Consider the following 24,225-nt stretch of genomic DNA (forward strand, 5'->3'; position numbering starts at 1 on the left):
GGCCACCTCCCCCTTCAGGGGGAGGATCTGAGGTTCCAAAGAAAAACCCCGGAGCATCGCCCCGGGGTTCTTCAGATCAACAGTCAGAACCAGGCCTTAGGCCGGAACGACTTCCTCGCGGCGCACCAGGGCGGCGTAGGCGTCCATCAGGCCCAGCGACAGCTTGCCGGGCGTGAAGGTGAACTCACCGATCTCGGCAACCGGGGTGACCTCGGCGGCGGTGCCGACGATGAAGCATTCGCTGAAGCCGGCCAGCTCCTGCTTCTCGATGTGGCGCTCGACCACCTCGATCCCCTGGCCCTTGGCGATCTCGATCACCGTGCGGCGCGTGATGCCGTCCAGGAAGCAGTCGGGCTTGGGCGTGTGCAGCACGCCGTCCTTGACGAAGAACACGTTGGCGCCGGTCGCCTCGGCCACGTAGCCGCGGTAGTCCAGCATCATCGCGTCGGTATAGCCGTCCTTCTCCGCGGCGTGCTTGGAGATGGTGCAGATCATGTAGAGGCCGGCGGCCTTGGCGGCGACGGGGGCCGTCTTCGGATCGGGGCGGTTGTACCTGGCCCAGGTCAGGCGGATGCCCTTGGCCTTCAGGGCCGGGTCGAAGTAGCTGGGCCAGTCCCACACGGCGATGGCCACGTGGATCTTGGTCTGTTGCGCCGAGACGCCGATCATCTCGCTGCCGCGCCAGGCGATCGGGCGCACATAGCAGTCCGACAGTCCGTTCTTGGCGGCGGTCGCCTTGCAGGCCTCGTCGATCTGCTCCACCGTGTAGGGGATCTCGAAGTCGAGGATTTGGGCCGACTTGAACAGGCGCTCGGTATGCTCGGTCAGCTTGAAGATCTCGCCGCCGTACATGCGTTCGCCCTCGAACACCGACGAGGCGTAGTGCAGGCCGTGGGTCAGTACGTGCACCTTCGCCTCGCGCCAGGGAACGAACTGGCCATCCAGCCAGATCCATCCGTCGCGATCATCGAAGGGAACGAGAGACATCGGTCCAAGACCTCCTTATTTGGAACCCGGTCCTTAGACGCCCGAGGAGCCCGAAGGTCAAACAAAATGGACATGACCGCATGACGCCGCACGCCGATCCCCGCCTGATCCTGCGCGAGGAGGAGCTCGATGGCGGCCTGGAGTTGATTCTCCTGGCCGAGGCGGCGCTGTGGGCGGCGGTCGACGGCGTTCTGGAGACCGAAGGGCTGGGCCTGGGGCGCTCGCACTGGCGGGCGGCCTTCCTGCTGCGGCGGCGCCCGGGCATCGGCGTGCAGGACCTTTCCAAGCTCACCAGCCTGTCGAAACAGGCGGCCAGCAAGACCCTGAGCGACCTCCAGAAGCTGGGTCTGGCCGAAAAGGCCGCCGGCGATCTCGACGCGCGGCGGCGGCCCGCCGTGCTGACCGAGGCGGGCAAGGCCTTCGAGGCGCGGGTCAGCGAGCGGCTGCGGGCGCTGCTGGGCCGGGCCTATCGCACCGGCGGGCTGGACGGGGTGCCCGGCGCGCGGCGGATCCTTGCGGCCCTGGCCGGACCACGCCAAGGGGTGGGCGTCAATCGAAGGGAGGCGCTGTGAGCCCCGAGGAAAGACGCGACCGCCACCTGCTGGTGGTCGACGACGACGACCGCATCCGCGAACTGCTCAAGCAGTTCCTCAGCCGCGCCGGCTTCCGGGTCAGCGCCGCGGCCGACGCCGCCCACGCCGACCGCCTGATCGGGGTGATGGACTTCGACCTGCTGGTGCTCGACGTGATGATGCCCGGCGAGGACGGCTTTGCCTTCACCCGGCGGGTGCGGGCCAAGGGCGGCGAGGTCGGCCGCATGCCGATCCTGATGCTGACCGCGCGCGACACCACTGGCGACCGCATCGAAGGTCTCACGCATGGCGCCGACGACTATCTGGCCAAGCCGTTCGAACCGCAGGAGCTTCTGCTGCGCATCGAGTCGATCCTGCGACGCGCCGCGCCCAAGCCGATGGGGCCGCAGGAGATCGTCATGGGCGACTGCGCCTTCCTACCCGACCGGGGGGAACTCACCCGGGCCGGCGCGCCGGTGCGCCTGACCGAGGCCGAGGTCGCCCTGCTGCGGCGCCTGGCCCGCGCCCTGCACGAACCCGTCGATCGCCTGGAACTGGCCCGCGACACCGCCGACGCCACCGGCCGCGCGGTCGACGTCCAGGTTACCCGCCTGCGCCGCAAGATCGAGCCCGACCCCAAGAACCCAAGGTACCTGCAGACCGTGCGGGGGGTGGGATATCGGCTGGCGCCGGATTGATGGGTGTCGTGCATCAAGGAACCTCCCCCCATGGGGGAGGCGATCGCGCAGCGATCGGAGGGGGGGGTAGCTGCCGGGGCGGCCAAGCGCCGCGTAAGCTGACAATTCCCCCCCACCGGCCTTCGGCCGCCTCCCCCAAAGGGAGAGGTTTGCTCTAGATGCGCCTGCGCACCCGCCTGTTCATTCCGCGCCAGATCAAGCGCTGGCTGCCGACCTCGCTGTTCGGCCGGTCCCTGCTGATCATCGTGCTGCCCGTGGCGGTGATGCAGATCGCCGTCACCTGGGGGTTCTTCGACGCCCACTGGGAGACGGTGAACAGCCGCCTGTCCGAGGGGCTGGCCGGCGACATCGCCTGGGCCGTGGCCACCTATCAGGACGATCCCAGCCCCGCCGCCGTCGAGCGCATGGCCGAGCGGGCCGAGCAGACGATGGACCTCTCCATCGCCTTGCTGAAGGGACGCGAGCTGCCCACGGGCAAGCGGCCGGCCATGTTCGCTTCGCTCGACCGCTCGATGCAGCGGGCGCTGGAGGAGCGGCTGGACGAGCCGTTCTGGTTCGACGCCTCCAACCGCTACGCCGCCCACGTCGAGATCCGGGTGCGGGTCAAGGAAGGCACGCTGCGGATCTTCGCCCCGCGCGACCGCGCCTTCGCCACCCAGGGGCACATCTTCATCCTGTGGATGGTGGTGGCGACCATGCTGCTGACGGCGATCGCCATCCTGTTCATCCGCAACCAGGTGCGCGCCATCGAGCGCCTGGCCGACGCCGCCGACGCCTTCGGGCGGGGGCTGGATCCCGAGTTCAAGCCGCACGGCGCGCGCGAGGTGCGCCAGGCGGCCCAGGCGTTCCTGGCCATGAAGGCCCGCATCCAGCGTCACATCGAGCAACGCACGGCCCTGCTGGCCAGCGTCAGCCACGACCTGCGCACGCCGCTGACCCGGCTGAAGCTGGAGATGGCCCTCTCCGAGCCGGGGCCGCAGGTCGAGGCCATCAAGCGCGACCTCTCCGAAATGGAGCACATGATCGACGAGTACCTTGCCTTCGCCAGGGGCGAGGGCGGTGAGGCGCTGCAGGCGGTCGAGCTGGCCCCGCTGATCGAGGGGGTGTGCACCGCGGCCGAGCGCGGCGGGGCCCGGGTCGAGACCGTTCTGGAGCAGGACCTCGTCGCCAACCTGCGCCCCAGCGCCTTCAAGCGCGCCCTGGCCAACCTGGTCGACAACGCCGCCGCCCATGGCGAGACGGTGCGGGTGACACTGGAGGCTCGGCTGACCGGTGGGGTGAACATCGTCGTCGACGACGACGGCCCCGGCATTCCCGAGGACCGCTACGAAGAGGCCTTCAAGCCCTTCAACCGCCTCGACGAGTCTCGGAACCAGAACGAGAAGGGGGTCGGGCTGGGCCTGGCCCTGGCCCGCGACATGGCGCGGGGCCTGGGCGGCGACCTCGTTCTGGAGCGCTCGCCGATGGGCGGGCTGCGAGCGGTGATGAGGCTTCCGGGCTAGGGAGGCGTCCGCTTCGGTCGTCCCGCCGACGCAATATGGCCGCGAAATCCACGAGATGCCACTATCGGTTGACTCTCTGCTGCGCGTGAGTCTCCGATACCGGCGTTCTGCAAAAGGGTCGGGCCATGAAGATCAAGGACATCCAGCAGCAGCTGGCCGCGCGCGGCTATACGCCGGGGCCGATCGACGGAGTCTGGGGGCGACAAACCATCGCCGCCGTCCGCCGCTTCCAGGCCAAGCATGGACTCGAGCCTGACGGCGTGGTCGGCCCGCTGACCCTGGCGGCGCTGTTCCAGGGCGGCCCGGCCACGGTCGCCCCGGCGCCGTCGTCCCTGACCGGCTTCGACGATCCCAGCCTCGTCTGGTTCCAGGAGGCCCGTCGCCTGATCGGCACCCGCGAGAAACCCGGCAGCGGCAACAACGCCGAGATTCTCGACTGGGCCAGCGACCAGGGCCTGAAGAACAGCTACACCGGCGACGACATCCCCTGGTGCGGACTCTTCGTCGGCCACTGCATCAGCAGCACCCTGGATCGCGAGGCCACGCCGGCCAGCCTGCTCTCGGCCCGGGCCTGGGAGCGCTTCGGCATCCCGATCGCCCCGACGCCGGGCGCGGTGATGGTGTTCTGGCGCGGCTCGCGCACCAGCGGCCTGGGCCATGTGGGCTTCTATGCGGGCGAGGACGACGCCGGCGCGTTCCGCATCCTGGGCGGCAACCAGTCCGACAGCGTCTCGCTGGCCTGGCTGGGCAAGGACCGCTTCCTGGGCGCCCGCTGGCCCGCCACCGTCCCGCCGCCCTCGCCGCGCCCGATCAAGGTCGCGCGAACCTCCAGCCTTTCGTGGAACGAGGCCTGAGCAGCGCGCGCCCAGCTGGGAACGGCAGGATCAGAACCCCGCGCCGACCTTGCCCAGTTGCTCGGCCATCTGCTTCAGGCGCTTGTCGAGTTCGGCCATGGTGCGGTTCAGCGCGCCCTCGTCGTCGCGCCAGACCTGCAGGGTGCGGGCCCAGACGGCGGTCATGGCCGCCAGGCGCACGGGTGTGGCTTCGACGCCGGCGGCCTCCAGGATCGCCCGGGCGGTCCGGGGGAAGCGGGCGGCCGCGCGCGGCAGGCCTTCCGACTTGCCGATGGCGATCAGGGCGTGGCGGTGCGGCTCCATGGCCTCGACCCGGGCCATGGCCGCGTCGAACAGGCGGTCATGGGCGGCTGCGCCTGCGCCAGCGTCGGCGTTCAGCGCCGCTTGGTCGAAGCGGCGCGACAGGTGGGAGAGCACCTTGGCCTTGCTGTCGGCCCGGACGTATAGCTCGGCGAACGGCGCGCCCGCCGCCACGGCGATGTCGCGCAGGGCGATCTGGGTCCAGGGACGGTCGGCGGCCAGGGACAGGGCGGCTGCGGCCGCGCGGTCGAGCAGGTCTTCGGCGGGCGTGGTCATGGCCAAAGACATGGCCGTGCGAGGTCCGCCTGGCAAGGTCGGCGCTTGCCTCGCGGCCGTAGTTCGGGGAAAGGGGCGGCCATGAGCCTTTCCTATTTCCGTTGCGACTGGGCCCACGAGAGCGCCGAAGAGCCCGTGTCGATCTTCTACGAGGTCGACGACGAGGGCCGGGTGCTGCGCCTGATCGACGTTTTCCGCGATGGCAGCCGCGAGCGCGACGCCGTCGCCAACTATGTCGGGCGCGAACACGAACTGCCTGGCGTGGACAGCCTGTCGGAAGATGACTTCCACGACTCGGTCGAGGCCCTGCTCGACGATGAAGACGTCGTCGAGGGCGAGGACCGCCTGTCGCTGACCCCCGTGGAGGCCTCGGTGTTCGAGGCGGCCTGGCGGCTGGACGCCTGATCGGGTTTCAGCCCAGCAGCCGGCCGCCGCGACGAAGCCGATCGGCGCCACGGCCAGCATCGGCAGGCGAGAGCGAGGCGAAGTGCGGCGGTCACCGCGATCAGCACGCAGCCATGGGTCCCACGCAGAAGGCGTGGGACCCTCCTTTTCCCTATGGGAGAAGGTTTTCCTTACTCCGCCGCCGCCGCCAGTTCGGTCGCCGGGCGATATCGCTCCAGCCAGTGCGCGTACGGCGCCGGCAGGGTGGTCCAGGTGGGGCGGTCGACGCCCAGTTCCTGGGCCAGTTCGTAAGGGTAGTGGGGATTGGCCAGGTGGGCGCGGCCGATCATGACCAGGTCCATCTGCTCGCTGGCGACCAGGCTTTCGGCCAGCTTCGGCGCGTCCAGGCCCCAGGACGAGGCGACCGGCAGGCCGGCCTCCTCGCGCACGCGCTTGGCGATGGGGCCAAGGAACGGCGTGCCCCACGGGATGCTGGTGCCAGGGATGGTGAAGCCGACGCTGACGTTCAGCAGGTCAAGGCCTCCGGCCTTCATGCGACGCGTCAGGTCGATCGACTCGGCGAGGGTCTCCTCGTCGTGGCCGTCATATTCCAGAACGCCGAAACGGGCGGTCAGCGGCAGGTTCTCGGGCCATTCGGCGCGGACAGCCGCCAGGGTCTCTTCCATGAACCGGCCGCGAGCCAGCGCGTCGCCGCCGTACTGGTCGGTGCGATGGTTGGAGTGGTGCGAGAAGAAGCTCTGGGCCAGGTAGCCGTGGGCGAAGTGCAGCTCCAGCCACTCGAAGCCGGCCTCGCGGGCGCGGCGGGTCGCGGCGGCGAAATCGGCCTTGACCCGCTCGATGTCGGCCAGGGTCATTTCGCGGGGAACCTTGGGCAGGCCGGCGCCATAGGCGATGGCCGAGGGCGCGATGGTCTCCCAGCCGCGCGGATCGCCGTCGGCGATGTGGTCGTCGCCTTCCCACGGACGGTTGGCGCTGGCCTTGCGGCCGGCATGGGCGATCTGGATGCCGGGGACGGCGCCGGCCGCCTTAATGGCCGCGGCGATCCTGGCCAGGCCCTGCGCCTGCTCGTCGGTCCAGATGCCGGTGCAGCCGGGGCTGATGCGGCCTTCCGGCGAGACGGCCGTGGCCTCGACGATCACCAGGCCCGCGCCGCCGCGCGCCAGGCCGGCGTAGTGCGGCAGGTGCCAGTCGGTGACCAGGCCGTCCTCGGCGCTGTACTGGCACATCGGCGGAATGGCGATGCGGTTGCGAAGCTGGGCGTCCTTCAGGCGGAAGGGCGTGAACAGGGCGGACATGAGGGCGGGCTCTTTCGGGGAGGAAAGGAAACTGAGGCGGCAGAGGTGTAGGCTGGGCGCCCCGGGCTCAAGGGGCGCCGGGGCTCAAGACCTGTGCCTTGGAGGCACAATGCCGGTTATCCGAGCGGTCCTCGCGAGCGGGCGCTAAGCGCGCAGCTTCATTTGTCCGACTAGTTCTGGCGATTCCCACCCGGTGAGGCGGGGCGGCGGACGCGGCGCTATGCGGCCATGGCAGCGGTGTCTTCTGGCAAGCTGGGCGCGATCTCCCAGGCAAGGCCAGGATTTCGAGTAGCGGCGCATTCGTCGAAAAGCGTTCGCCCACCGATGTTACCCCATTGCGTGGCGATTAATTGTCAGACAAGATTTCCTCCATGGCAGCCGGGATCACATCGGCGCCGGAACTTATGGAGGGATGAATGCGCGTGGAGACGGCGTCTACCGTTTCGAGGTCCGGGCGCGCCCGGCGTTTCTGGCTGGTGTCGGCGGCTACGGCCGCCCTGGCCGCGAGCTTCTCGACCCCGGCCTTTTCCCAAGACAATTCAGCGGCTTCCGGAAACACCATCGAACCCAACACCGTCGAGGAGGTGGTGGTTCGCGGCATTCGCGCCAGCGTCGGCCAGAGCCTGGCGATCAAGCGCGAGTCGACCCAGGTGGTCGAGAGCGTGGTGGCCGAGGATATCGGCAAGTTGCCGGACAATAACGTCGTTGAGGCCCTTCAACGGGTCACCGGCGTGCAGGTGACCAACCGCTCCGGCGGCGAAGCCACGGCCATCTCGATCCGCGGCCTGCCCGATATCACCACCACCTGGAACGGTCGCAACGTCTTCACCGCCTCGGGCCGGCAGTTCGCCCTGCAGGACATTCCGGCCAACCTGGTCAAGCGTATCGACGTCTACAAGACGCGTAGCGCCGACCAGATCGAGACGGGCATCGCCGGCCAGGTCGACGTGTTCACGCGCCGGCCGTTCGACTTCAAGGGGCCGACCTTCTCGCTGGCCAGCCGGGGCATCTGGCACGAGCAGGCCGACAGGTTTAATCCGAACGTCAGCGCCCTGGTCGCCAACCGCTGGGACACCGGCGCCGGCGAGATCGGCGCCCTGCTGAACGTCAGCTACGCCCGCACCCGCTATCGGGACCAGAGCGTCACCGCCGGGGCGCTGGTGCCGTTCGCCACCGCCGACAACCCGCCGGCCGGCTGGGTTCCGCTGGAGCGGATCCAGGTCACCGACGGCCGCGCGCCCAATCCCGACGGAAGCCTGCAGACCCTCTGGCGGCCGGGCTTGAACGAAGGCCTGCCGACGGCGGCGGGCTCGACCCTGACCATCAACGGCGTGCAGGTTCCCTATCTGCTGTCGCGCGACGCGGTGTTTCAGTCGGACCTGCTGGGCGATCGCAAGCGTCCGGCCGTCAACGCCGCCCTGCAATGGGCGCCAAACGACCGCGCCGAATACACCTTCGAGTTCTTCTACGACGGCTACCGCAACACCACCTTCAACAACCTGCAATTCACCTTCGTCGACTGGTGGGGCGACCTCGGCGCCAATCCGGGCTCGAGTTTCACGCTCTATCCCGGGACCAACATCATCAAGTCGCGCACCGCCGGCTCGGTCTACGGCTTCAACAGCGGCGACCTGACCGTCGCCAAGACCGACAGCTTCGTCTACGCCCTGAACGGCAAGTGGCGGATCGGCGATCGCCTGGAACTGGTGGGCGACCTCTCCTACCAGACCAGCAAGTTCAGCTCGGCCTTCATGGCCATGCGCACCGACCGGGTGGCGCGCCAGGTGAGCATCGACTTCAACCCCGGCGACGGCGTCACCTCGTTCCACTTCGACGACGACAGCCAACTGGCCGACCCGACGCGCTGGAACGTCGCCGAGTTCTACGACAACGCCAACCGCAACAAGGGCGACGCCGTCACCGTGTCGCTGGACGGCGACTACGACGCCGACTGGGGTCTGCTGAAGAGGCTGGGCTTCGGCTTCCGCTACGACGATCGCGGCGCCTCGGAGGCCCAACGCACGCAGTCGGCCTTCCTGGGCCGTCCGCTGAGCAGCCTGCCCTCGGGCCTGCAATGGGTGAACGAAGGCTTCTTCGACGGCCATTCCGACACCCCGACCAGCTGGGTCGTGGCCAACGGCTACTATCTGCGCGACCACGTCGACGAGATCCGCGACCTCTATCACGCGGCCAACCCCGGCAACGTCAACTTCACGACCACCGAAAATCTGTCGCTGTTCGAAAACTTCACCGTCGACGAGGTGACGGCCTCGGCCTACCTGATGGCCGATTTCGAGAGCGAGCTGTTTGGTCGCCGTCTGCGGGCCCAGGCCGGCCTGCGCTATGTCGATATCGACACCGACATGACCTTCAACGACCAGGCCGAGAGCCGCAGGCTGGGGCGGCTGGTTCAGACCAGCGCCGGCAAGAAGGTCAGCGACGTGCTGCCCAGCGTGACGGTGCGCTACGACCTGACCAGCGACGTCGCCCTGCGCTTCAACTACGGCAAGACGCTGCGGCGGCCCGACTTCAGCGCCCTCAACCCCAACTTCACCCTGGTGGACGACCTGACGGACGTGGGCTACGGCACGGCCACCGGCGGCAACGCCAATCTGGAGCCGACCCGCGCCACCAACTACGACCTGACGGCCGAGTGGTACTTCGCCCCAGGCAGCGCCTTCTACGCCACCGCCTTCCGGCGCGAGATCGACGGGCTGGTGGTGTCGCTGCGCAGCCGCCGCAACATCCCCAACACCACCAACAACACCCAGGAGTTCGTGCTGACCCAGCCGGCCAACGCGTCGGACGGCGTGCTCAAGGGGCTGGAAGTCGGACTGGTCTACTTCCCCAAGAACCTGCCGGGCTATCTGGACGGCCTGGGCTTCCTGGGCAGCCTGACCAAGCTCAGCTCGTCGCAGAACGTGCCCGACACCAACGACGCCGGCGAGATCATCGGCCAGAAGAACAGCGCCTTCTTCGGAGTGTCGGATTTCTCCTACAACGTCACCCTGGCCTATGAGCGCGGCCCGATCGGGGCGCGCCTGTCCTATGTCTGGCGCGACGACTTCCTGGCCAACAACGAGGCGGCCCTGTTCGCCAATCCGATCGGCGTCTGGCGCAAGCCCGAGAAGAGCCTCGACATGCAGGTCAGCTACAAGGTCAACGACCGCCTCTCGATGACCTTCGACGCCGTCAACCTGACCGAGGAGATCGCCCAGTCCTACTACGCCTTCGGCGATGCGGGCGGGCCCGACACCCACAATTTCGGCTCGTCGCTGCTCAGCCGCACCTTCGCGTTCGGCCTGCGCTACCAGTTCGACTAGGGGCGTTCTCTATCTAGGGCGACTGGCGGGCGGGGCTCAGGCCCCGCCCGTCTTCTTCGCCTCGGGCTTGCTGTCCCTGCACAACAGGAAGACCAGCAGGCCCAGCGACGCCAGATAGGCGAAGTTGTTGGCAAGCAGGGGCGGGAACAGGTCGAAGGCGTGCTCGTCGCCGGCCATGAAGCCCTCGAACAACCGGGGGAACAGGACGAGGGCGATCCCCAGGAACACCACCGGCGGCAGGCCCCACAGTCCCGATCGGCCGGCGTCGCGCAGGCGGCGCACGACGGCGGCGGCCAGCAGGGCGACGATCACGGGCGCGCCCAGGCGCAGGCCCATGAACATCGGGGCCATGTCGGGCATCAGTTCGGGCGTGGGCTCATGGATGGTCACCGACACGCTGCCGCCCGAACGGGTTACTGTCGCCTTGTCCGGGTGGGCCTCGGCATAGGCGATGGTCTTCTGGAAGCTGCCGGCGAAGCCGAGGCCGAAACTCAGGAACATGGCGGCGAAGGCGACGACCAGCACGGCGAGCGCATAGGGCCAGAACCGCTCGCGCGTATCGCGGCCGGAGAAGCGGGCGAGGTTGGCCAGGCCGTGGCCGATCGAGGCGAGCATGTACGCGCTCCTGTGAAGCTTGGGCGCCAGCCTTAGTCGCGGCGGTGTCGGCAAGGCAAGCCGGTCGTCCCGAGGTCGAGCGGGCGGCTCAGAATTGAGCGCCCAGGTTAAGGCTTCACTGTAAACTAGATCAAAAGTTGAGTAAGCTCGCGCTCAAGGGGATTGGGGGCGGGGAATGATCAGGATCTCCGAAGATCAATGGCGCGCGCTCGCGGCGGCGTGCGGTCCGCCTGTCGCGACCATCGTCCTCGAGAGCCTGCGGGAAAACCACGCCGACCTGATCGACGGCCTCGACCGGGTCAGCCTGGACGATATGATCGCCAACGCCTTGGCGCGGGCGGGGCGTCATCGCCTAAGCGAGATCGAGGATCTTGTCCTCTTCGCTGAGCTGTCCTTCGCGATCGCCCCCAATTTCGACGAGCAGCCGGAGATCGCACGGCTGTTGCGCGATCACGCCCGGCGTCCGGGCCTGGTAATGGGCGCCGTCGTCGACGCCGCCTCAGAGGCGGCCTGGGAGCGGGCGGAGAGGGACTATGACCCCCGCGCCTGGTTCAGCGAAGAGGCGGGCGGCGGACGATGAGCGACGTCCTGGCGGCCCACGGCGATCTGGCGAAGACCGAAGCCGAGCTGGCGGCGGCCAACGAGGAGCTGCGGCTCGATCTGGCCCAGGCCACCCTCGACATGGTCGGCATCGCCGATCCGACCCCGGTTTCCGACCTGCTGGGTGCGGGGCTGTCGCTCTATCGTGGCGATCCGCTGGGCGCCGGCGCCAGCCTGCTGGGCGTCATACCCTATGTCGGCGACGCGATCGGCAAGACGGCCAAGGGGGCGAGGCTTCTCAAGAAGATCGAAGCGGGCCGCAAGCGTGTCGCGGGGCTGATGGCCAAGGCGAACAAGCTGAGGGCGGTCCAGAAGGCCAAGGCCGCGGCAGCCACCGCGAAGGCCACGGCGGAACGGGCCGTTCGGGCCAAAGCGCTTCAAGAGTGCCCATTCTTTAGGGATGCGGTCGCGAAGGCCAGCGCCTTCGTGCCTCACGGGTTGTCGAACGCTGAGGTGGATGGCTATCTCAAAAGTGCGGAAGGCAAGCGCTTCCTGGAAAGGCTGGCGGCGGGCGACCCGAACGCCACAGCACAGCAGATCAGAGCAAGAGCTAGAGGTCAGCTCGCGACAATGGCCGAGAGGCCAAAAAGCGTCATTACCGAGAGCGGTCTTGTAAAAATTGTCCCGTCTGGTGGGCAGGTCGGACATTCACCCTATTTCACTACGCCCGAGGAATTTGAGCGAGCAAAGGCTTCCGGCCGCTCGCTTGCTGACTATTTCGGGTTGCCGCTCAAGAGTGAATCCGCGACTTATGACGTGTTTGAGATGACGCCTATGCGTCCGACAGAGGTTTTGACCGGTAAAATCGCTCCTACAAGCGAATTGGCTACCGAGCATAATACGGCCGGTGGGTTGCAGGTGCTCGTGTCTAATCGCGCGGATTGGCACAAGCCGAAGAAGATAGGCAAATTCCCATGAGCAAGCCGATCGATGTAGAGCGCCTCCGTTCGGCCGCCCTTGCTCTTCGCGCCGCAATACAGGCGCAGATGCCTTCGGATCCTTACGTCCAGCAGTTCTTTCGTGCGCTTGAGCCCTGGTTGCAGCGGGCCGAGGCGGGAAAAATCTCGACAGCGGTCGAGTTGAACGAGGCGCCGAACCCGTATCGCTTTCTTGATGATGGGCTGCAGGGGTACGGCGCGCTCGAGGAGGCTTATGCCGAGTTTAATGGTCTCCTGACCGGCGCGGACGACGAGACATTGGAGTTTCTTAGAGGCCTGGGGCTTTCCTAGGCCCTCGTTGCCGCCAGGGGCAGGGGCGACGTAAAGAAAAGGCAGCCCCTCGCGAGGCGCCGCCTTCTTCATTGCGGGACTTGATGTCAGGGGCTTACGCCACCTTCACCCGCGCCGCGCTTTCCGGCAGGTCCTGGCCGAAGGCGCGCTGGTAGAATTCGGCCACGGTGGGGCGTTCCAGCTCGTCGCACTTGTTGAGGAAGGTCAGGCGGAAGGCCAGGCCGATATCGTTGTCGAAGATCTCGGCGTTTTGGGCCCAGGTGATCACGGTGCGCGGGCTCATGACGGTCGAGATGTCGCCGTTCATGAAGGCGTTGCGGGTCATGTCGGCGACACGGACCATGGCCGCCAGGGTGCGCTTGCCCTCGGCGTTGTCGTAGTGCGGGTTCTTGGCCAGCACGATGGCCGCCTCGACGTCGTGCTCGAGGTAGTTCAGCGTGGTGACGATCGACCAGCGGTCCATCTGGCCTTGGTTGATCTGCTGGGTGCCGTGATAGAGCCCCGTGGTGTCGCCGAGGCCAATCGTGTTGGTCGTCGAGAACAGGCGGAAATAGGGGTTGGCGCGGATCACCCGGTTCTGGTCGAGCAGGGTCAGCTTGCCGCCGGCCTCAAGCACGCGCTGGATGACGAACATCACGTCGGGGCGGCCCGCGTCGTACTCGTCGAACACCAGGGCGATCGGGCGCTGCAAGGCCCACGGCAGGATGCCTTCGCGGAACTCGGTGACCTGCTTGCCTTCCTTCAGGACGATGGCGTCCTTGCCGACGAGGTCGATCCGGCTGACGTGGCTGTCGAGGTTAACGCGCACCAGCGGCCAGTTCAGGCGGGCGGCGATCTGCTCGATGTGGGTCGACTTGCCGGTGCCGTGATAGCCCTGAACCATCACCCGGCGGTCCTTGGCGAAGCCGGCGCAGATGGCCTTGGTGGTCTGCGGGTCGAAGCGATAGGCGCTGTCGATCTCCGGCACGTGGCTGTCACGGTGCGAGAAGGCCGGGACCTTCATGTCGCTGTCGACGCCAAATGCGTCGCGAAGCGTCACCCACTTGTCCGGGACCAGGGTGATCAGGGGATCGGCGGCGTGGCTGTCGGTCAGTTCGGGCATGGGTTTTCGATTAGCGCTCCACCCCAGGGAGGGGAAGGGGGAATTGCAAGAAGATGCTCCCCCCGAAGGGGGAGCTGTCGCGAAGCGACTGAGGGGGAAGTTGCTGCGAGGCTGGCCAGCGTTACGGCGACGGAAACCCTTCCCCCTCCGGCCCTCCGGGCCACCTCCCCTTCGGGGGGAGGATGTTGGCGCACGCGAAAAGGGCGGCGGATTGCTCCGCCGCCCTTCGTCTTAAGGATCCGAAGGTCCCTAGTTGTTGGCGATGATCACCGAGGCGATCAGGCCGGTGGCGACGGCGGCCAGGATGTACTGGTCGTTCACGCGCTGCCAGCGGTAGCCGCGGGGCGGCTGGCGCAGGCCGTGGCGACGATAGTCGCTGACGTAGTAGCCGTTGCCGCGATAGCGGGCGTCGAGGCGTTGGCCCTTGGCCCAGCGGCGGTACTCGCGGCGGTCGTCACGGCGTTCCTGGCGAGCCTGGTCGCGGCGGCCTTTTTCATAGGCGCGCTGCTGCTCGTAGCGGTCGTGGCGGTCGTCGTGGCGGGGTTGGGCCATGGCGGTCCCCGACAGGGCGGTCCCGGCCAGCAGGGTGGTGGCGACGGCGGTGATGATGAGACGTTTCATGGTTGTAGTCCTTTCCCTTCGATGCCCTCACCTTAGTGAGGTCGATTTGGACTGGTGATGAACGAAGCAACTCAGGAACGGTTCATGTTTCTTTCATGAAACATTGTAGCTATGCCTGCTCAATACCGGTTGCGGCCAATCTGCTTTTCGCGCGTTGAGGGTACATGCCGCTGAAGCTCCGTCTGGACCCCCGTCGCGACCTGCGCCTGCTGCTGAAGGCCGCCGGTCGGGAGATCGCCGCCACGGCCGCCCTGCTGGTGGCGGGCCTTGGCCTGCTGGCCTTCCTGAACATCGCCGACGAAGTGGCCGAGGGCGACACGCGCCTGCTCGACCTGCGGATCCTGCAGTCGCTGCGCGTGCCCGGCGATCCGCACCAGCTGATCGGTCCCGAATGGCTGCACACGGCGGCGGCCGACGTCACGGCCCTGGGCTCGGTGACGGTGCTGACCCTGCTGGTGCTGCTGGCCCTGGCGGTCCTGGCCAGCCTGCGCCGCTGGGCCGAAGCGCTGGTGGTGCTGGTCGGCGCGGTCGGCGGGGTGGCGATCAGCCAGGGGCTCAAGCACCTGTTCCTGCGCGAGCGACCGGACCTGGCCTATCGCGCGGTCGAAGCGGTCAATCCGAGCTTCCCGTCCGGCCACGCCATGCTGTCGGCGGTGGTGTTCCTGACCCTCGGCGCCCTGGCGGCGCGCTTCTCGGCCAAGCGCCGGCTGAAGGCCCTGGCCCTGGGGGCGGCGGTGTTCTTCTCGGTTCTGGTGGGGCTTAGCCGGATCTATCTCGGCGTGCACTGGGCAAGCGACGTGCTGGCCGGCTGGTGCGTCGGCGCGGCCTGGGCCATGGCCTGCTGGCTGGCGGCATGGGGGTGGTCGCGTTTCTTCCGCTCGCCGTTGGCGGAGGATGGCGGCGCTTAGATCCTCCCCCTGAAGGGGGAGGTGGCCCAGAGGGCCGGAGGGGGAAGTTCCCACTGAAGTCTGGGGCGGCGTCGGCGTGGACAGTCACATCCCCCTCCGTCGCTTCGCGACACCTCCCCCTTCAGGGGGAGGATCTTTCCAGCCGGGCCTTCAATGTTTCCAGGTCGCGGGTCACCGCGGCGGCGTCGCGTTCGAAGGCGGCGTCGTCCATGTCGGGCAGGCGATAGAGGGTCAGGGTGACCTCCGCGCCGTCGCCATTGGCCACCACGCGCAGCGGGACGGAGATTTCGGTTCCGTCCGGCAGGGTCACCCAGTGGTCGAGCACGCCGAAGGGATTGTCGGGAGAGAAGCGCACGCGGGCTTCGCCCAGCGGGGTGTCGGCGAGCCAGACGCCGTCTTCATCCGGCGCGCGGCGAAGGCCGTCGCCGATGCCGGCGGCCCAGTGGGCCATGTTTTCGGGATCGGCCGCATAGGCATAGACGGCCTGCACCGGCCGGTCGACGCCGATGGTGATCGGGCGGCTGGGATACAGGGTCATGCGAAGGGCCTCGTCAGCGGCGGGGACGCGCCTCCATGAGACGCCCGCGAGAAACAGACAAGGCGCGCAAGGTCAGAAGAGAACCGTGGCCAGCGCGATGAGGCCAGCCCAGAGCGCGATGCTGGCGCCGACGACGGCGACCCGGCTCCAACGAACTCGGCGAGGCGAAGGCGCGGCGTCGGAGCGCGCGCCCATGCTGAGATAGGCCATGTCTTCCTCCCCCGCCTCTGTTCTCCCTCGGGGGCGAGAGTGGGCGGTTTCATTTGATACGATCTCCCGGGTTGTAACGCTTGGCAAGAGCGAACGGAGCCGCTGAGTCACAAAAATGTGCGTTCCAACACAGTGACTTGTGTCGACCTGTCGACTTCACCGTCAATCGCGGGGCCTCAGATCGAGCCGGTCCCATGATATGGGCGGCCGACGACCTGATCCTCGTCGCCTTCCCAGGCCTCTTCGTCGGGCATCGAGACGTTGGGCTCCCAGTGCTCGGCCTGGCTGGAGCCCGAGCCGCTGTCGGTGTGGCGGACGATCTCATCGACGTCGCGGGCGTCGCGCGGCGGCGTCCCGGGCGGGAGGGTCGCCGTCTCGGCCGGGCTCAGCGCGTCATTCTGGAAGTCGACATGCTGCGGATAGAAGGCCAGGCGCCCGGCCAGGCGCTCCATGCCCGGCAGCGGCGCCTCGTACGACCAGACGGCGTCCTCGATGATCTGTCGGTCGCGATAGATCGTGTAGTAGGTCGCCACGCCCTTGTACGGGCAGCGGGTGGTCTTGTCCGAGCGGCGCAGGAAGGCCATGGCCACGTCGTCGCGCGGGAAGTAGCGGACCGGCGGATAGTCGGCCTCGCGCAGCACCAGCACGTCGTCGCTGTCGGCGATTTCGTGGCCTTCGAAAAGCACGCGGACGCGGCCGCTCTCGCGGGCGCAGGTGATCGGATGGTTGGGGTCTGACGTGTGCATGGGCGCTCCCCAGGCGTTGAGGGTGTCGTTGCGGAACTTGCAGCCAGTGAAACGCGCGGCGCGTCCTAACCGCTCCCTCCCGGCAAGCCTTTGCTTGTGAAACGGAAAGCCGCGTGATCTTCTCCCCGCGAATTGGGGAGGGGAGGGCGAAACGACCGTTGGCGTCGCCCTATCTGACTTGAATACAGTCAAGGTCGAGAATGAATAGCATTGTCGTTGTCGCCGGCATTCTCGTCACGTTGGTGACGGGCCTGCCGGTCTTTTTGCAGCTCATCAAGGAACACCCGAAAGGGTTGATCATCCTGTTCTTCGCCGAGATGTGGGAGCGGTTCTCCTACTACGGCATGCGCGCGATCCTGATCTTCTATCTGACGCAGCACTTCCTTTTCGACCCGAAGGTCGCCAACGGCCACTACGGCTCCTATACCTCCCTGGTCTACCTGCTGCCGCTGATCGGCGGCTTCCTGGCCGACAAGTGGCTGGGCACTCGCAAGGCCGTGGCCTTCGGCGCCATCCTGCTGGTCGCCGGCCACCTGGCCATGGCGGTGGAAGGCAAGCCCGCCACCCAGACCCTGACCTATGCCGGCCAGACCTACCAGTTCCAGGCCGACGGCCGCGGCGGCGAACGCGTCGCCAAGCTGGTCGTCGCGGGCCAGCCCTACGACGTCTCGGCCACCAAGACCGGCGACTTCGAGATCAAGGACCTGCCGGCCGCCTCGCCGATCCCCGCCGTGCTGCCCAAGGGCCAGTACCAGCTGGGCGTCGAGGGTCGTGACCCGACCTATCTCAATATCTTCTGGCTGGCGCTTTCGCTGATCATCGTCGGCGTCGGCTTCCTCAAGCCCAACATCTCGACCATCGTCGGCCAGCTCTACCCGCAGGGCGACCCGCGTCGCGACCCGGGCTTCACCCTCTACTACTACGGCATCAACCTCGGCTCGTTCTGGGCCTCGATCCTCTGCGGCCTGCTGGGCATCAAGGTCGGCTGGTGGGCGGGCTTCGGCCTCGCCGGCCTTGGCATGCTGGCCGGCTTCGTCGTCTTCGTGCTGGGCAAGCCCTGGCTGATGGGCAAGGGCGAGGCGCCCGAGCCCAGGAAGCTGAAGGAAAAGGTCGCCGGCCCGCTGACCCGCGAGCACGTGATCTACGCCCTGTCGCTGGTCGGCGTGCTGGGCGTGTTCTTCCTGGTCCAGCGCAGCGCCATCGTCGGCGTGACCCTGGTGGCGGGCATGATCGGTTCGATCGGCTACGTGCTGTGGTTCATGTTCACCAAGGTGCAGAAGGTCGAGCGCGAGCGCCTGGCCCTGGCCCTGTTCCTGATCTTCGGCGCGGTGGTGTTCTGGACCCTGTTCGAACAGGCCGGCTCGTCGCTGAACCTGTTCGCGGCCACCAACGTCAACCTCAACCTGACCTCGGCCCCGGTGCAGTGGTTCGGCGGGGCGGTGACCTTCGCCACCCCCGCCCAGCTTTCGGCCGCCGCCATCGATCCGGCCCGGACGCTGTGGATCGACTCCAGCTTCAACGCCGCCCAGACCCAGGCCCTGAACGCCGGCTGGATCCTGATCTTCGCCCCGGTCTTCGCCGCCATCTGGACGGCCCTGGGCCGTCGCAACAAGGATCCGAACCCGGTCGTGAAGTTCGGCCTGGCTTTGCTGCAGGTGGGTCTCGGCTTCCTGGTGCTGCAGTGGGGCTCGACCTTCGCCGACGGCGCCTTCCGCATGCCGCTGTTCTTCCTGGTGCTGATGTACATGCTGCACACCACCGGCGAGCTGTGCATGTCGCCCGTCGGCCTGTCGCAGATGACCAAGCTGTCGCCGGCCTCGATGGTGTCGTTCATCATGGCCGTGTGGTTCATGGCCGTGGCCATCGCCCAGTACGTCGGCGGCTTCATCGCCGGCCTGACCTCGGTCGAGACCGTGGGCGGCCAGGTGCTGGACCCGGAAGCGGCGCTGCGCACCTCGCTGCAGGTGTTCAACGTCATCGGCCTGATCGCCGCCGCCATCGGCGTGCTGTTCCTGATCGCCTCGCCCTTCCTCAAGAAGTGGTCGCACGGTTCGGACGAGCATCACGCCGCCCCGACCGACACCGCCACGATCGCCGACTGATCCGGCGACCTGTAGCGAAGACGAAGGCCCCGGAGCGATCCGGGGCCTTTTTCTTTTTACTCCTCCACCGTGAAACGGGGGAGGTGGCGCGGCGCTATCAGCGCCGTGACGGAGGGGGCGAGGGACAGAGCGCCGAGCCCAGTCTCGCCCCCTCCACCGCTTCGCGGTCCCCCTCCCCCGCGAGCGGGGGAGGAGAAGAGTCTTCCGTTTTTCTTTGGCGCTGTCGGGTTTCGCACAGTCGCCCGTTTGCCCGCCGCGCGAAGTGTCGGCAATTGCACGTCAGGGTCGCGGTCGCGGCCGAACGGGGAGACGGCCATGGGAACGACCTACACGATCTTCGGCGCGGGGCCGGCGGGGCTCTATACGGCCTGGCGGCTGGTCACGGGCGGCAAGGCCGTCTCGGGCGATGCGATCGAGCTCTACGAGTGGGGCGACTACGCCTTCGAGGGGCCGGGCTCGGGCACGCGCCTGCCGGCCGGCCGCATCGTCACCCACTTCTGCAACGACGACCCGCGCCAGTCCTACATCGAGGCCGGCGGCATGCGCTTCATTCAGTGGGACGCGACCAAGAGCGAGGGCCACCAGCTGGTGACCCTGACCATCGAGGCGCTGGGCCTGGCCGGCAAGATCATCGACTTCAACACCACCGACAATCCGCTGCTGTTCCTGCGCGAGGAGCATATCTACCAGAACGACCTGGCGACCCATCCCGCGCCCTACAACACGCCGGGCAACAACGAGCAGCCGGCCGCCACCCTGTTCTCGAACATCTCGGCCCTGATCACCGGCGACGCGCCGGTGAAGACCCGCGCCCAGCAGTGCGCCTTCTACGGCTCGGGCCAGCTGCCGCCGACCTTCAACTCGTTCGTCTATCCGCCGGGCTCGATCGCCGGCAATATCGGCTACTGGAACGTCTTCTACGATCAGGCCGGCAACGAGGGCTACGAGTACGCCGCCGACGCCGGCGGCTACACCTCCAACGTCATCAACTGGAACGCCGCCAACGCCGCCGTCTACAACGGCGAGTTCGCGCCCGGCGGAGCGTTCAAGACGCTCAGCGGCGGCTATTCGCAGGTGTTCGTCGAGCTCTATCAGCAGACCAAGGCCGCGGCCGCGGCGGCGGGCGTGACCTTCACCCTGACCCAGCGCACCCGCCTGCACTCGGTCTGGCTGGAGGGGGACGTGGTCAACTACCGCCTGGCCAGCGCCGACGCCCCGTTCAAGGGCGGGGCCGTGCAGGCCACCCAGAACGCCTTCCTGGCCATGCCGCCGGCCTCGCTGGACCTGGTGGCCGAGGCCACCCAGTACGCCGACATGCCGGGCGGCACGCTCGACATCCTCAACGCCGAGGGCGTGCAGCTCTATATCGACGGGGTGATCCGCCAGCCGTCGATGCGGGTGATGCTGTTCTTCGATCGGCCGTGGTGGAACGACCCGGGCGTGCCCTATCCGCCCAGCCTGACGGGCGCGCCCAACACCTTCGGCCCGACCATCACCGACCTGCCGCTGCGCCAAGTCTATTACTTCGGCGACAACAGCGACGGGGCGGCCAACCCCGCCTACGGCGTTTTGGCCTCGTACGACGACATGCAGTACGTGCAGTTCTGGCAGGAGCTGGAGGTCGACGTCACCGAGCGCCGCAAGGTGCCGATCGACCAGGACCACCAGGTCCTGTTCGGCCCGCGCAAGGCCACCGACACCATGATCCGCATGGTGCTGCTGGAACTGGCCAAGGTGCATTGGGGCGATCCCAACGCCGCCGGCCAGATCCCCTGGCCGGTGGAGGCGATCTTCAACGACTTCTCGCTGAACCCGTTCGGGGCCGGCTATCACGCCTGGGCCGCGCACTACGACATCTGCGACGTGATGCAGAAGATCCGCCAGCCCACCGGCCTCGTGCCCGGGGCGGCCTCGGCCAACCTCTTCATCATCGGCGAGGCCTATTCCAACGACCAGGCCTGGGTCGAAGGGGCCTTCTGCACGGCCGAGTCGGTGCTCGTGCAATATTACGGCATGACCACCATCGCCGACACGACCAACTACCCGCTGATCTGCAGCTGCGGGTGAGGGATCAGGCGGCTCGGGCCTATGCCCGAGCCGCCTTGGCCTTGCCCTGGTGGTGCGAGAGGACGATCGACAGGATCACCACCGGGATGCCCACCGCCGCCGTGCCCGCGAAGAAGATCGCGTAGGCGGTCATCAGCGGGAAGCTCTTCTCCAGGCCTTCGACGACCGCGCCGGAGAAGCCCTTCAGGAACTTGCCCAGCATGGCGTAGGTGCTCGACAGCAGGGCGTACTGGGTGGCGGTGTAGCCAAGGCTCGTCAGGCTGGACATGTAGGCCACCAGGGCCGCGCCGGCGAAGCCGGTGGAGACGTTGTCGACGATCATGGCGCCGATGAAGACCGGCATGTTCGGTCCGGCCAGGGCCATGGCCGAGAAGGCGAGATTGGAGCCCGGACCGAGCACCGCGCCCAGCACCAGGGTCTTCTCGAAGCCCAGCTTCACCGCGCTGAGGCCCGCCAGGGCGATGCCGACGAAAGTGGCGACCAGGCCGAACGAGGTGCGCACTGCCCCGATCATCTCCTTGGCCAGGCCCAGGTCGGTGTAGAGGGGGGCGGCCATCGGTCCCATCAAGAAGTCGGGCAGGCGGTAGAGGGCCACGGTGCACAGCATCAGCAGCGCCATCGGGCCGTGGGTCTGGAAGAAGGTGACGAACGGGCCGACGACGGCGTCGAAAAAGCCGCGCGGGGTCCACAGCGGCGCGGCGGCCACGCCGCTGGCGGCGGCGGGCGTGCGGGCCGGCTCGGCGGCGAACAGGGTGGCGGCCAGGCCGATGCCCATGGCCGCGGCGCACAGCAGGTATGAGGTCGGCCAGCCGAGCTTGGCGGCAGCCACCAGGATCCAGGCGTCGGTGGCCAGGATGGCGACGCGGTAGCCGAACTGGAAGGCGGCGGTCAGCAGGCCCAGGTCGTCGGGGCTTTCGGCCCGCTCGATCCGCCAGGCGTCGACAACGGTGTCCTGGCTGGCGGCGGCGAAGGCGGTGATCACGGCCAGCAGGGCGAAGGTCCACAGGTGGCCGCCCGGGCCGACGGCGGCCATGCCGAAGAGGCCGAGGCCGACGACGATCTGGGTCAGCACCATCCAGCCGCGCCGGCGTCCCAGCCGCCCCAGCAGCGGCAGGTCCACCCGGTCGATGATCGGGGCCCACAGGAACTTCAGCGAATAGGCTATGCCCACCCACGACAGGAAGCCGATGGCGGCCAGCTCGATGCCCTGCTCGCGCAGCCAGAAGCCCAGCGTGTTGCCCACCAGCATGAATGGCAGGCCCGACGAGAAGCCCAGCAGCAGGGTGACCAGCACGCGCGGCTCGCGCAGGGCGGCCAGCACGTCGCGCCAGCCGTGAGGCTTGCGGGCGAGCTTGGCCGCGTCGGTGGCGGCCGTCTCGGTAGTCTGCTCGGTCATGGTCTTCCCCGAAGTGGACGGGGAGGCTGGGACCGTCCCGTCAGCCGGCGACCTTGGCGCGCGTCGCGTCGTTCGTCCAGCGGCGGGGGCGGTCGGGGCCGGTCCAGCGGGAAAGGGCCTCGCGCAGGGCGGCCGGCGTCAGCGGCTTTACGAGAAAGTCGTCCATGCCGGCCGTCAGGCACTGGCGGCGGTCTTCGTCGAAGGCGTCGGCGGTGAGGGCCAGGATCGGGGTGTCGACGCCCTTGGCGCGGACGGCGCGGGTGGCGTCCAGGCCGTTCAGGCCTGGCATGCGCAGGTCCATGAAGACCAGATCGTAGGAACCGCGTGACAGGGCGGCCACGGCCTCGTCGCCGCTGGCGATGCGGTCGACGGTGCAGCCCTCGCGCTCCAGCAGGGTGCGGGCCAGGAGGGCGTTGATCGGATTGTCTTCGGCCAGCAGCACGCGGGCGCCAGGGGCGGCGGCCGGAGCGATGCGGTCGTCCTCGGCCTCGGCCGGGGCGACCAGGGCCTCCAGCGCCGCGTCGATCGGCTTGGCGGCCAGGACGCGGGCGGCCAGCGAGGCGCGGCGCAGCGGCTTGATCAGGTAGCCCGAGAAGCCGGCCTTGGAGAGGTTGGGGATCAGGTCGCGCTGGTCGGGGGTCAGCAGGGCGACGGCCGCGCGGCCGGCCGGGGCGGCCAGCGGACGGTCGGGACCGGCCAGGGCCGCGTCGACGAGAAGCACGGTCTGCGGCGGCAGGGTCTCGACCTTGTCCAGGCCGGCGAGGTTCCTGACCCAGGCGCCGCTGGCGATGGCCTGGGCGCCGACGGCCTCGCGGACCACGGGATTGGGCGAGACCACGGCGACGAACCGGCCCTCCAGGGGCGGCGCTGGCGGGATTTCGTCATGGCGCTCGAACGGGGCCTCGAACCAGAAGTCGGCGCCGCCGCCCGGATTCTCTCCCACGCCGGCTTCGCCCTCCATGGCGCCGGCCAGCCTGGCGACGATGGCCAGGCCCAGGCCCGCGCCGCCCAGTTGGGCCTGATGCGACGGATCGGTCTGGACGAAGGCCTCGAAGATCTTCTCGCGGGCCTCGGGGGCGACGCCCGGGCCGGTGTCGGCGACCGAAAAGCGCACGCGACCGCCGCCGGCGTCGCGGGCAGTGATCAGCACGCCGCCCCTTTCGGTGAACTTCACGGCGTTGCCGGCGAAGTTCAGCAGCACCTGGCGCAGGCGTCCCTCGTCGGCCAGCAGCGGCGGCAGGCCGCGTTCGACCGCCCAGGCGATCTCTATGCCCTTCTCGTGAGCGCGCGGGCTCATCAGCTCGGCCACCTGGCGCAGCAGGTCCTCAGGGTTCACCGGGGCCAGATGCAGTTCCAGCGCGGTGGCGCCCAGGCGGGCGAAATCCAGCACGTCGTTGACCAGGGAGAGCAGGTGGTCGCCGCTCTCGCGCAGGGCGGCGACATAGGAGCGCTGCTCGGCGGTCAGGCGAGTGTTTTCCAAGAGACGCGCCATGCCCAGCACCCCGTTCAGGGGGGTGCGGAACTCGTGGCTCAAGGTGGCCAGCTGTTCGGCGGAGACGGCGTCGCGGGGCTTGGTCATGGCGGTAATTTTACCGGTCACGACTTAACGGGCGGTGGAGGGCGCGCGCGAAGATCCCCCGAAGAGGGAGGTGGCCCGTAGGGCCGAAGGGGGAAGTCTCTACTGACGTTGAGGCGATTGCCGGCTTCGAGGCCACATCCCCCTCCGTCGTCTTCGGCGACACCTCCCGCTTCGGGGAGAGGGTCTAGATGTCGTTTCCAAGAAGGTTGTTCACGCGCTGCCAAGGGGTGAGGCCTTTGATGCCGGAGTGTGGACGCACGAGGTTGTAGGCGTCGGTCCAGGGCTTGATGGCCTTGGCCC

Annotated in this window: 23 protein-coding genes and 1 pseudogene; 12 read left to right on the forward strand and 12 right to left on the reverse strand. The window is 68.1% G+C overall.

Annotation, left to right across the window (positions count from 1 at the left end; all coding sequences use genetic code 11):
- Window positions 1–96: 96 nt before the first annotated feature.
- Window positions 97–987 carry a branched-chain amino acid aminotransferase gene (locus DDF67_RS20190; protein ID WP_109102628.1) on the reverse strand — a complete coding sequence of 297 codons (891 nt, stop codon included), beginning with the start codon at window positions 985–987 and terminating at the stop codon, window positions 97–99.
- 80 nt (window positions 988–1,067) lie between these two features.
- Here DDF67_RS20190 and DDF67_RS20195 point away from each other — a divergent pair, with 80 nt between their 5' ends.
- The 4 genes from DDF67_RS20195 to DDF67_RS20210 all read left to right on the forward strand — a co-directional run bounded on the left by DDF67_RS20195 (window position 1,068) and on the right by DDF67_RS20210 (window position 4,613).
- On the forward strand, window positions 1,068–1,559 hold the full coding sequence (locus DDF67_RS20195; RefSeq protein ID WP_109102629.1) for a MarR family winged helix-turn-helix transcriptional regulator: 492 nt from the start codon (window positions 1,068–1,070) through the stop codon (window positions 1,557–1,559).
- Window positions 1,556–2,257, forward strand: a complete 702-nt coding sequence (locus tag DDF67_RS20200; RefSeq protein ID WP_109102630.1) for a response regulator — start codon at window positions 1,556–1,558, stop codon at window positions 2,255–2,257. Before DDF67_RS20195 ends, DDF67_RS20200 begins: the two co-directional genes overlap by 4 nt.
- Window positions 2,258–2,415: 158 nt before the next feature.
- Window positions 2,416–3,759 (forward strand): ATP-binding protein, encoded by a 1,344-nt coding sequence (locus tag DDF67_RS20205; protein WP_109102631.1) that lies wholly within the window; start codon window positions 2,416–2,418, stop codon window positions 3,757–3,759.
- Window positions 3,760–3,884: 125 nt separating this feature from the next.
- Entirely contained in the window at window positions 3,885–4,613 is a 729-nt protein-coding gene (locus DDF67_RS20210; protein ID WP_109102632.1) for an NlpC/P60 family protein, read from the forward strand.
- Between the two features lie 30 nt (window positions 4,614–4,643).
- Here DDF67_RS20210 and DDF67_RS25805 read toward each other — a convergent pair whose 3' ends face one another.
- Window positions 4,644–5,189, reverse strand: coding sequence for a TetR family transcriptional regulator (locus DDF67_RS25805; RefSeq protein WP_199229291.1), 546 nt, complete (start codon window positions 5,187–5,189; stop codon window positions 4,644–4,646).
- A gap of 81 nt (window positions 5,190–5,270) precedes the next feature.
- Between DDF67_RS25805 and DDF67_RS20215 the strand changes: the two genes are divergently transcribed.
- Window positions 5,271–5,594 (forward strand): DUF6881 domain-containing protein, encoded by a 324-nt coding sequence (locus tag DDF67_RS20215; protein WP_058349169.1) that lies wholly within the window; start codon window positions 5,271–5,273, stop codon window positions 5,592–5,594.
- 170 nt (window positions 5,595–5,764) lie between these two features.
- On the opposite strand, the gene DDF67_RS20220 is transcribed toward DDF67_RS20215, so the two are convergent.
- On the reverse strand, window positions 5,765–6,889 hold the full coding sequence (locus DDF67_RS20220; protein ID WP_109102633.1) for an NADH:flavin oxidoreductase/NADH oxidase: 1,125 nt from the start codon (window positions 6,887–6,889) through the stop codon (window positions 5,765–5,767).
- A gap of 476 nt (window positions 6,890–7,365) precedes the next feature.
- On the opposite strand from DDF67_RS20220, the gene DDF67_RS20225 reads away from it, so the two are divergent.
- Entirely contained in the window at window positions 7,366–10,212 is a 2,847-nt protein-coding gene (locus DDF67_RS20225) for a TonB-dependent receptor (protein ID WP_199229289.1), read from the forward strand.
- A gap of 36 nt (window positions 10,213–10,248) precedes the next feature.
- On the opposite strand, the gene DDF67_RS20230 is transcribed toward DDF67_RS20225, so the two are convergent.
- Entirely contained in the window at window positions 10,249–10,827 is a 579-nt protein-coding gene (locus tag DDF67_RS20230) for a DUF805 domain-containing protein (RefSeq protein ID WP_109102635.1), read from the reverse strand.
- A 175-nt stretch (window positions 10,828–11,002) separates the two neighbouring features.
- Between DDF67_RS20230 and DDF67_RS20235 the strand changes: the two genes are divergently transcribed.
- From DDF67_RS20235 to DDF67_RS20245, 3 genes are read left to right on the forward strand one after another with little or no spacing between them, the layout of a single operon-like run.
- On the forward strand, window positions 11,003–11,407 hold the full coding sequence (locus DDF67_RS20235) for a hypothetical protein (RefSeq protein ID WP_109102636.1): 405 nt from the start codon (window positions 11,003–11,005) through the stop codon (window positions 11,405–11,407).
- Window positions 11,404–12,345 (forward strand): hypothetical protein, encoded by a 942-nt coding sequence (locus DDF67_RS20240; protein ID WP_109102637.1) that lies wholly within the window; start codon window positions 11,404–11,406, stop codon window positions 12,343–12,345. Before DDF67_RS20235 ends, DDF67_RS20240 begins: the two co-directional genes overlap by 4 nt.
- A complete protein-coding gene (locus tag DDF67_RS20245; protein ID WP_109102638.1) occupies window positions 12,342–12,656 on the forward strand; it encodes a hypothetical protein in 315 nt (104 codons plus the stop codon). Before DDF67_RS20240 ends, DDF67_RS20245 begins: the two co-directional genes overlap by 4 nt.
- Window positions 12,657–12,750: 94 nt before the next feature.
- Here the strand turns inward: DDF67_RS20245 and cobS are convergent, their stop codons facing one another.
- Entirely contained in the window at window positions 12,751–13,758 is a 1,008-nt protein-coding gene (cobS, locus tag DDF67_RS20250; RefSeq protein WP_109102639.1) for a cobaltochelatase subunit CobS, read from the reverse strand.
- A 249-nt stretch (window positions 13,759–14,007) separates the two neighbouring features.
- Window positions 14,008–14,379: an RcnB family protein gene (locus DDF67_RS20255; RefSeq protein ID WP_109102640.1), complete on the reverse strand. Its 372-nt coding sequence runs from the start codon at window positions 14,377–14,379 to the stop codon at window positions 14,008–14,010.
- A 164-nt stretch (window positions 14,380–14,543) separates the two neighbouring features.
- Here DDF67_RS20255 and DDF67_RS20260 point away from each other — a divergent pair, with 164 nt between their 5' ends.
- Window positions 14,544–15,287, forward strand: coding sequence for a phosphatase PAP2 family protein (locus tag DDF67_RS20260; RefSeq protein WP_109102641.1), 744 nt, complete (start codon window positions 14,544–14,546; stop codon window positions 15,285–15,287).
- 121 nt (window positions 15,288–15,408) lie between these two features.
- Here DDF67_RS20260 and DDF67_RS20265 read toward each other — a convergent pair whose 3' ends face one another.
- From DDF67_RS20265 to DDF67_RS20270, 3 genes are all read right to left on the reverse strand, one after another.
- Window positions 15,409–15,825, reverse strand: coding sequence for a polyketide cyclase (locus tag DDF67_RS20265; RefSeq protein ID WP_109102642.1), 417 nt, complete (start codon window positions 15,823–15,825; stop codon window positions 15,409–15,411).
- Between the two features lie 72 nt (window positions 15,826–15,897).
- Window positions 15,898–16,035: a hypothetical protein gene (locus DDF67_RS25615; RefSeq protein ID WP_158278079.1), complete on the reverse strand. Its 138-nt coding sequence runs from the start codon at window positions 16,033–16,035 to the stop codon at window positions 15,898–15,900.
- Window positions 16,036–16,211: 176 nt separating this feature from the next.
- On the reverse strand, window positions 16,212–16,781 hold the full coding sequence (locus tag DDF67_RS20270; RefSeq protein WP_109102643.1) for a DUF427 domain-containing protein: 570 nt from the start codon (window positions 16,779–16,781) through the stop codon (window positions 16,212–16,214).
- A gap of 200 nt (window positions 16,782–16,981) precedes the next feature.
- On the opposite strand from DDF67_RS20270, the gene DDF67_RS20275 reads away from it, so the two are divergent.
- Both DDF67_RS20275 and DDF67_RS20280 read left to right on the forward strand, forming a co-directional pair.
- A complete protein-coding gene (locus DDF67_RS20275; RefSeq protein WP_109102644.1) occupies window positions 16,982–18,883 on the forward strand; it encodes a peptide MFS transporter in 1,902 nt (633 codons plus the stop codon).
- Between the two features lie 315 nt (window positions 18,884–19,198).
- Window positions 19,199–20,950, forward strand: a complete 1,752-nt coding sequence (locus tag DDF67_RS20280) for a flavin monoamine oxidase family protein (protein WP_109102645.1) — start codon at window positions 19,199–19,201, stop codon at window positions 20,948–20,950.
- A 19-nt stretch (window positions 20,951–20,969) separates the two neighbouring features.
- Here the strand turns inward: DDF67_RS20280 and DDF67_RS20285 are convergent, their stop codons facing one another.
- The 3 genes and pseudogenes from DDF67_RS20285 to DDF67_RS26500 form a co-directional block, all read right to left on the reverse strand.
- The gene (locus tag DDF67_RS20285; protein WP_109102646.1) at window positions 20,970–22,346 is read right to left on the reverse strand and encodes an AmpG family muropeptide MFS transporter; all 1,377 of its coding nucleotides are present in this window, start codon (window positions 22,344–22,346) and stop codon (window positions 20,970–20,972) included.
- A gap of 40 nt (window positions 22,347–22,386) precedes the next feature.
- A complete protein-coding gene (locus DDF67_RS20290) occupies window positions 22,387–23,925 on the reverse strand; it encodes a response regulator (protein WP_109102647.1) in 1,539 nt (512 codons plus the stop codon).
- A gap of 184 nt (window positions 23,926–24,109) precedes the next feature.
- Window positions 24,110–24,225 (reverse strand): annotated as a pseudogene (locus tag DDF67_RS26500) (IS481 family transposase); the annotation flags it as partial.

Origin of the sequence: Caulobacter endophyticus, from assembly GCF_003116815.1 — a bacterium.
Taxonomy (GTDB): domain Bacteria; phylum Pseudomonadota; class Alphaproteobacteria; order Caulobacterales; family Caulobacteraceae; genus Caulobacter; species Caulobacter endophyticus.

Bases quoted from the DNA above. Each gene is read 5' to 3' on its own strand.
- DDF67_RS20240 (WP_109102637.1), top strand. From the start codon at position 11,404: ATGAGCGACGTCCTGGCGGCCCACGGCGATCTGGCGAAGACCGAAGCC.
- DDF67_RS20260 (WP_109102641.1), top strand. From the start codon at position 14,544: ATGCCGCTGAAGCTCCGTCTGGACCCCCGTCGCGACCTGCGCCTGCTG.
- DDF67_RS20270 (WP_109102643.1), bottom strand. From the start codon at position 16,781: ATGCACACGTCAGACCCCAACCATCCGATCACCTGCGCCCGCGAGAGC.
- DDF67_RS20195 (WP_109102629.1), top strand. From the start codon at position 1,068: ATGACGCCGCACGCCGATCCCCGCCTGATCCTGCGCGAGGAGGAGCTC.
- DDF67_RS20190 (WP_109102628.1), bottom strand. From the start codon at position 987: ATGTCTCTCGTTCCCTTCGATGATCGCGACGGATGGATCTGGCTGGAT.
- DDF67_RS20215 (WP_058349169.1), top strand. From the start codon at position 5,271: ATGAGCCTTTCCTATTTCCGTTGCGACTGGGCCCACGAGAGCGCCGAA.
- DDF67_RS20290 (WP_109102647.1), bottom strand. From the start codon at position 23,925: ATGACCAAGCCCCGCGACGCCGTCTCCGCCGAACAGCTGGCCACCTTG.
- cobS (WP_109102639.1), bottom strand. From the start codon at position 13,758: ATGCCCGAACTGACCGACAGCCACGCCGCCGATCCCCTGATCACCCTG.
- DDF67_RS20205 (WP_109102631.1), top strand. From the start codon at position 2,416: ATGCGCCTGCGCACCCGCCTGTTCATTCCGCGCCAGATCAAGCGCTGG.
- DDF67_RS20280 (WP_109102645.1), top strand. From the start codon at position 19,199: ATGGGAACGACCTACACGATCTTCGGCGCGGGGCCGGCGGGGCTCTAT.
- DDF67_RS20265 (WP_109102642.1), bottom strand. From the start codon at position 15,825: ATGACCCTGTATCCCAGCCGCCCGATCACCATCGGCGTCGACCGGCCG.
- DDF67_RS20210 (WP_109102632.1), top strand. From the start codon at position 3,885: ATGAAGATCAAGGACATCCAGCAGCAGCTGGCCGCGCGCGGCTATACG.
- DDF67_RS25805 (WP_199229291.1), bottom strand. From the start codon at position 5,189: ATGACCACGCCCGCCGAAGACCTGCTCGACCGCGCGGCCGCAGCCGCC.
- DDF67_RS20275 (WP_109102644.1), top strand. From the start codon at position 16,982: ATGAATAGCATTGTCGTTGTCGCCGGCATTCTCGTCACGTTGGTGACG.
- DDF67_RS20235 (WP_109102636.1), top strand. From the start codon at position 11,003: ATGATCAGGATCTCCGAAGATCAATGGCGCGCGCTCGCGGCGGCGTGC.
- DDF67_RS25615 (WP_158278079.1), bottom strand. From the start codon at position 16,035: ATGGCCTATCTCAGCATGGGCGCGCGCTCCGACGCCGCGCCTTCGCCT.
- DDF67_RS20285 (WP_109102646.1), bottom strand. From the start codon at position 22,346: ATGACCGAGCAGACTACCGAGACGGCCGCCACCGACGCGGCCAAGCTC.
- DDF67_RS20230 (WP_109102635.1), bottom strand. From the start codon at position 10,827: ATGCTCGCCTCGATCGGCCACGGCCTGGCCAACCTCGCCCGCTTCTCC.
- DDF67_RS20255 (WP_109102640.1), bottom strand. From the start codon at position 14,379: ATGAAACGTCTCATCATCACCGCCGTCGCCACCACCCTGCTGGCCGGG.
- DDF67_RS20245 (WP_109102638.1), top strand. From the start codon at position 12,342: ATGAGCAAGCCGATCGATGTAGAGCGCCTCCGTTCGGCCGCCCTTGCT.
- DDF67_RS20220 (WP_109102633.1), bottom strand. From the start codon at position 6,889: ATGTCCGCCCTGTTCACGCCCTTCCGCCTGAAGGACGCCCAGCTTCGC.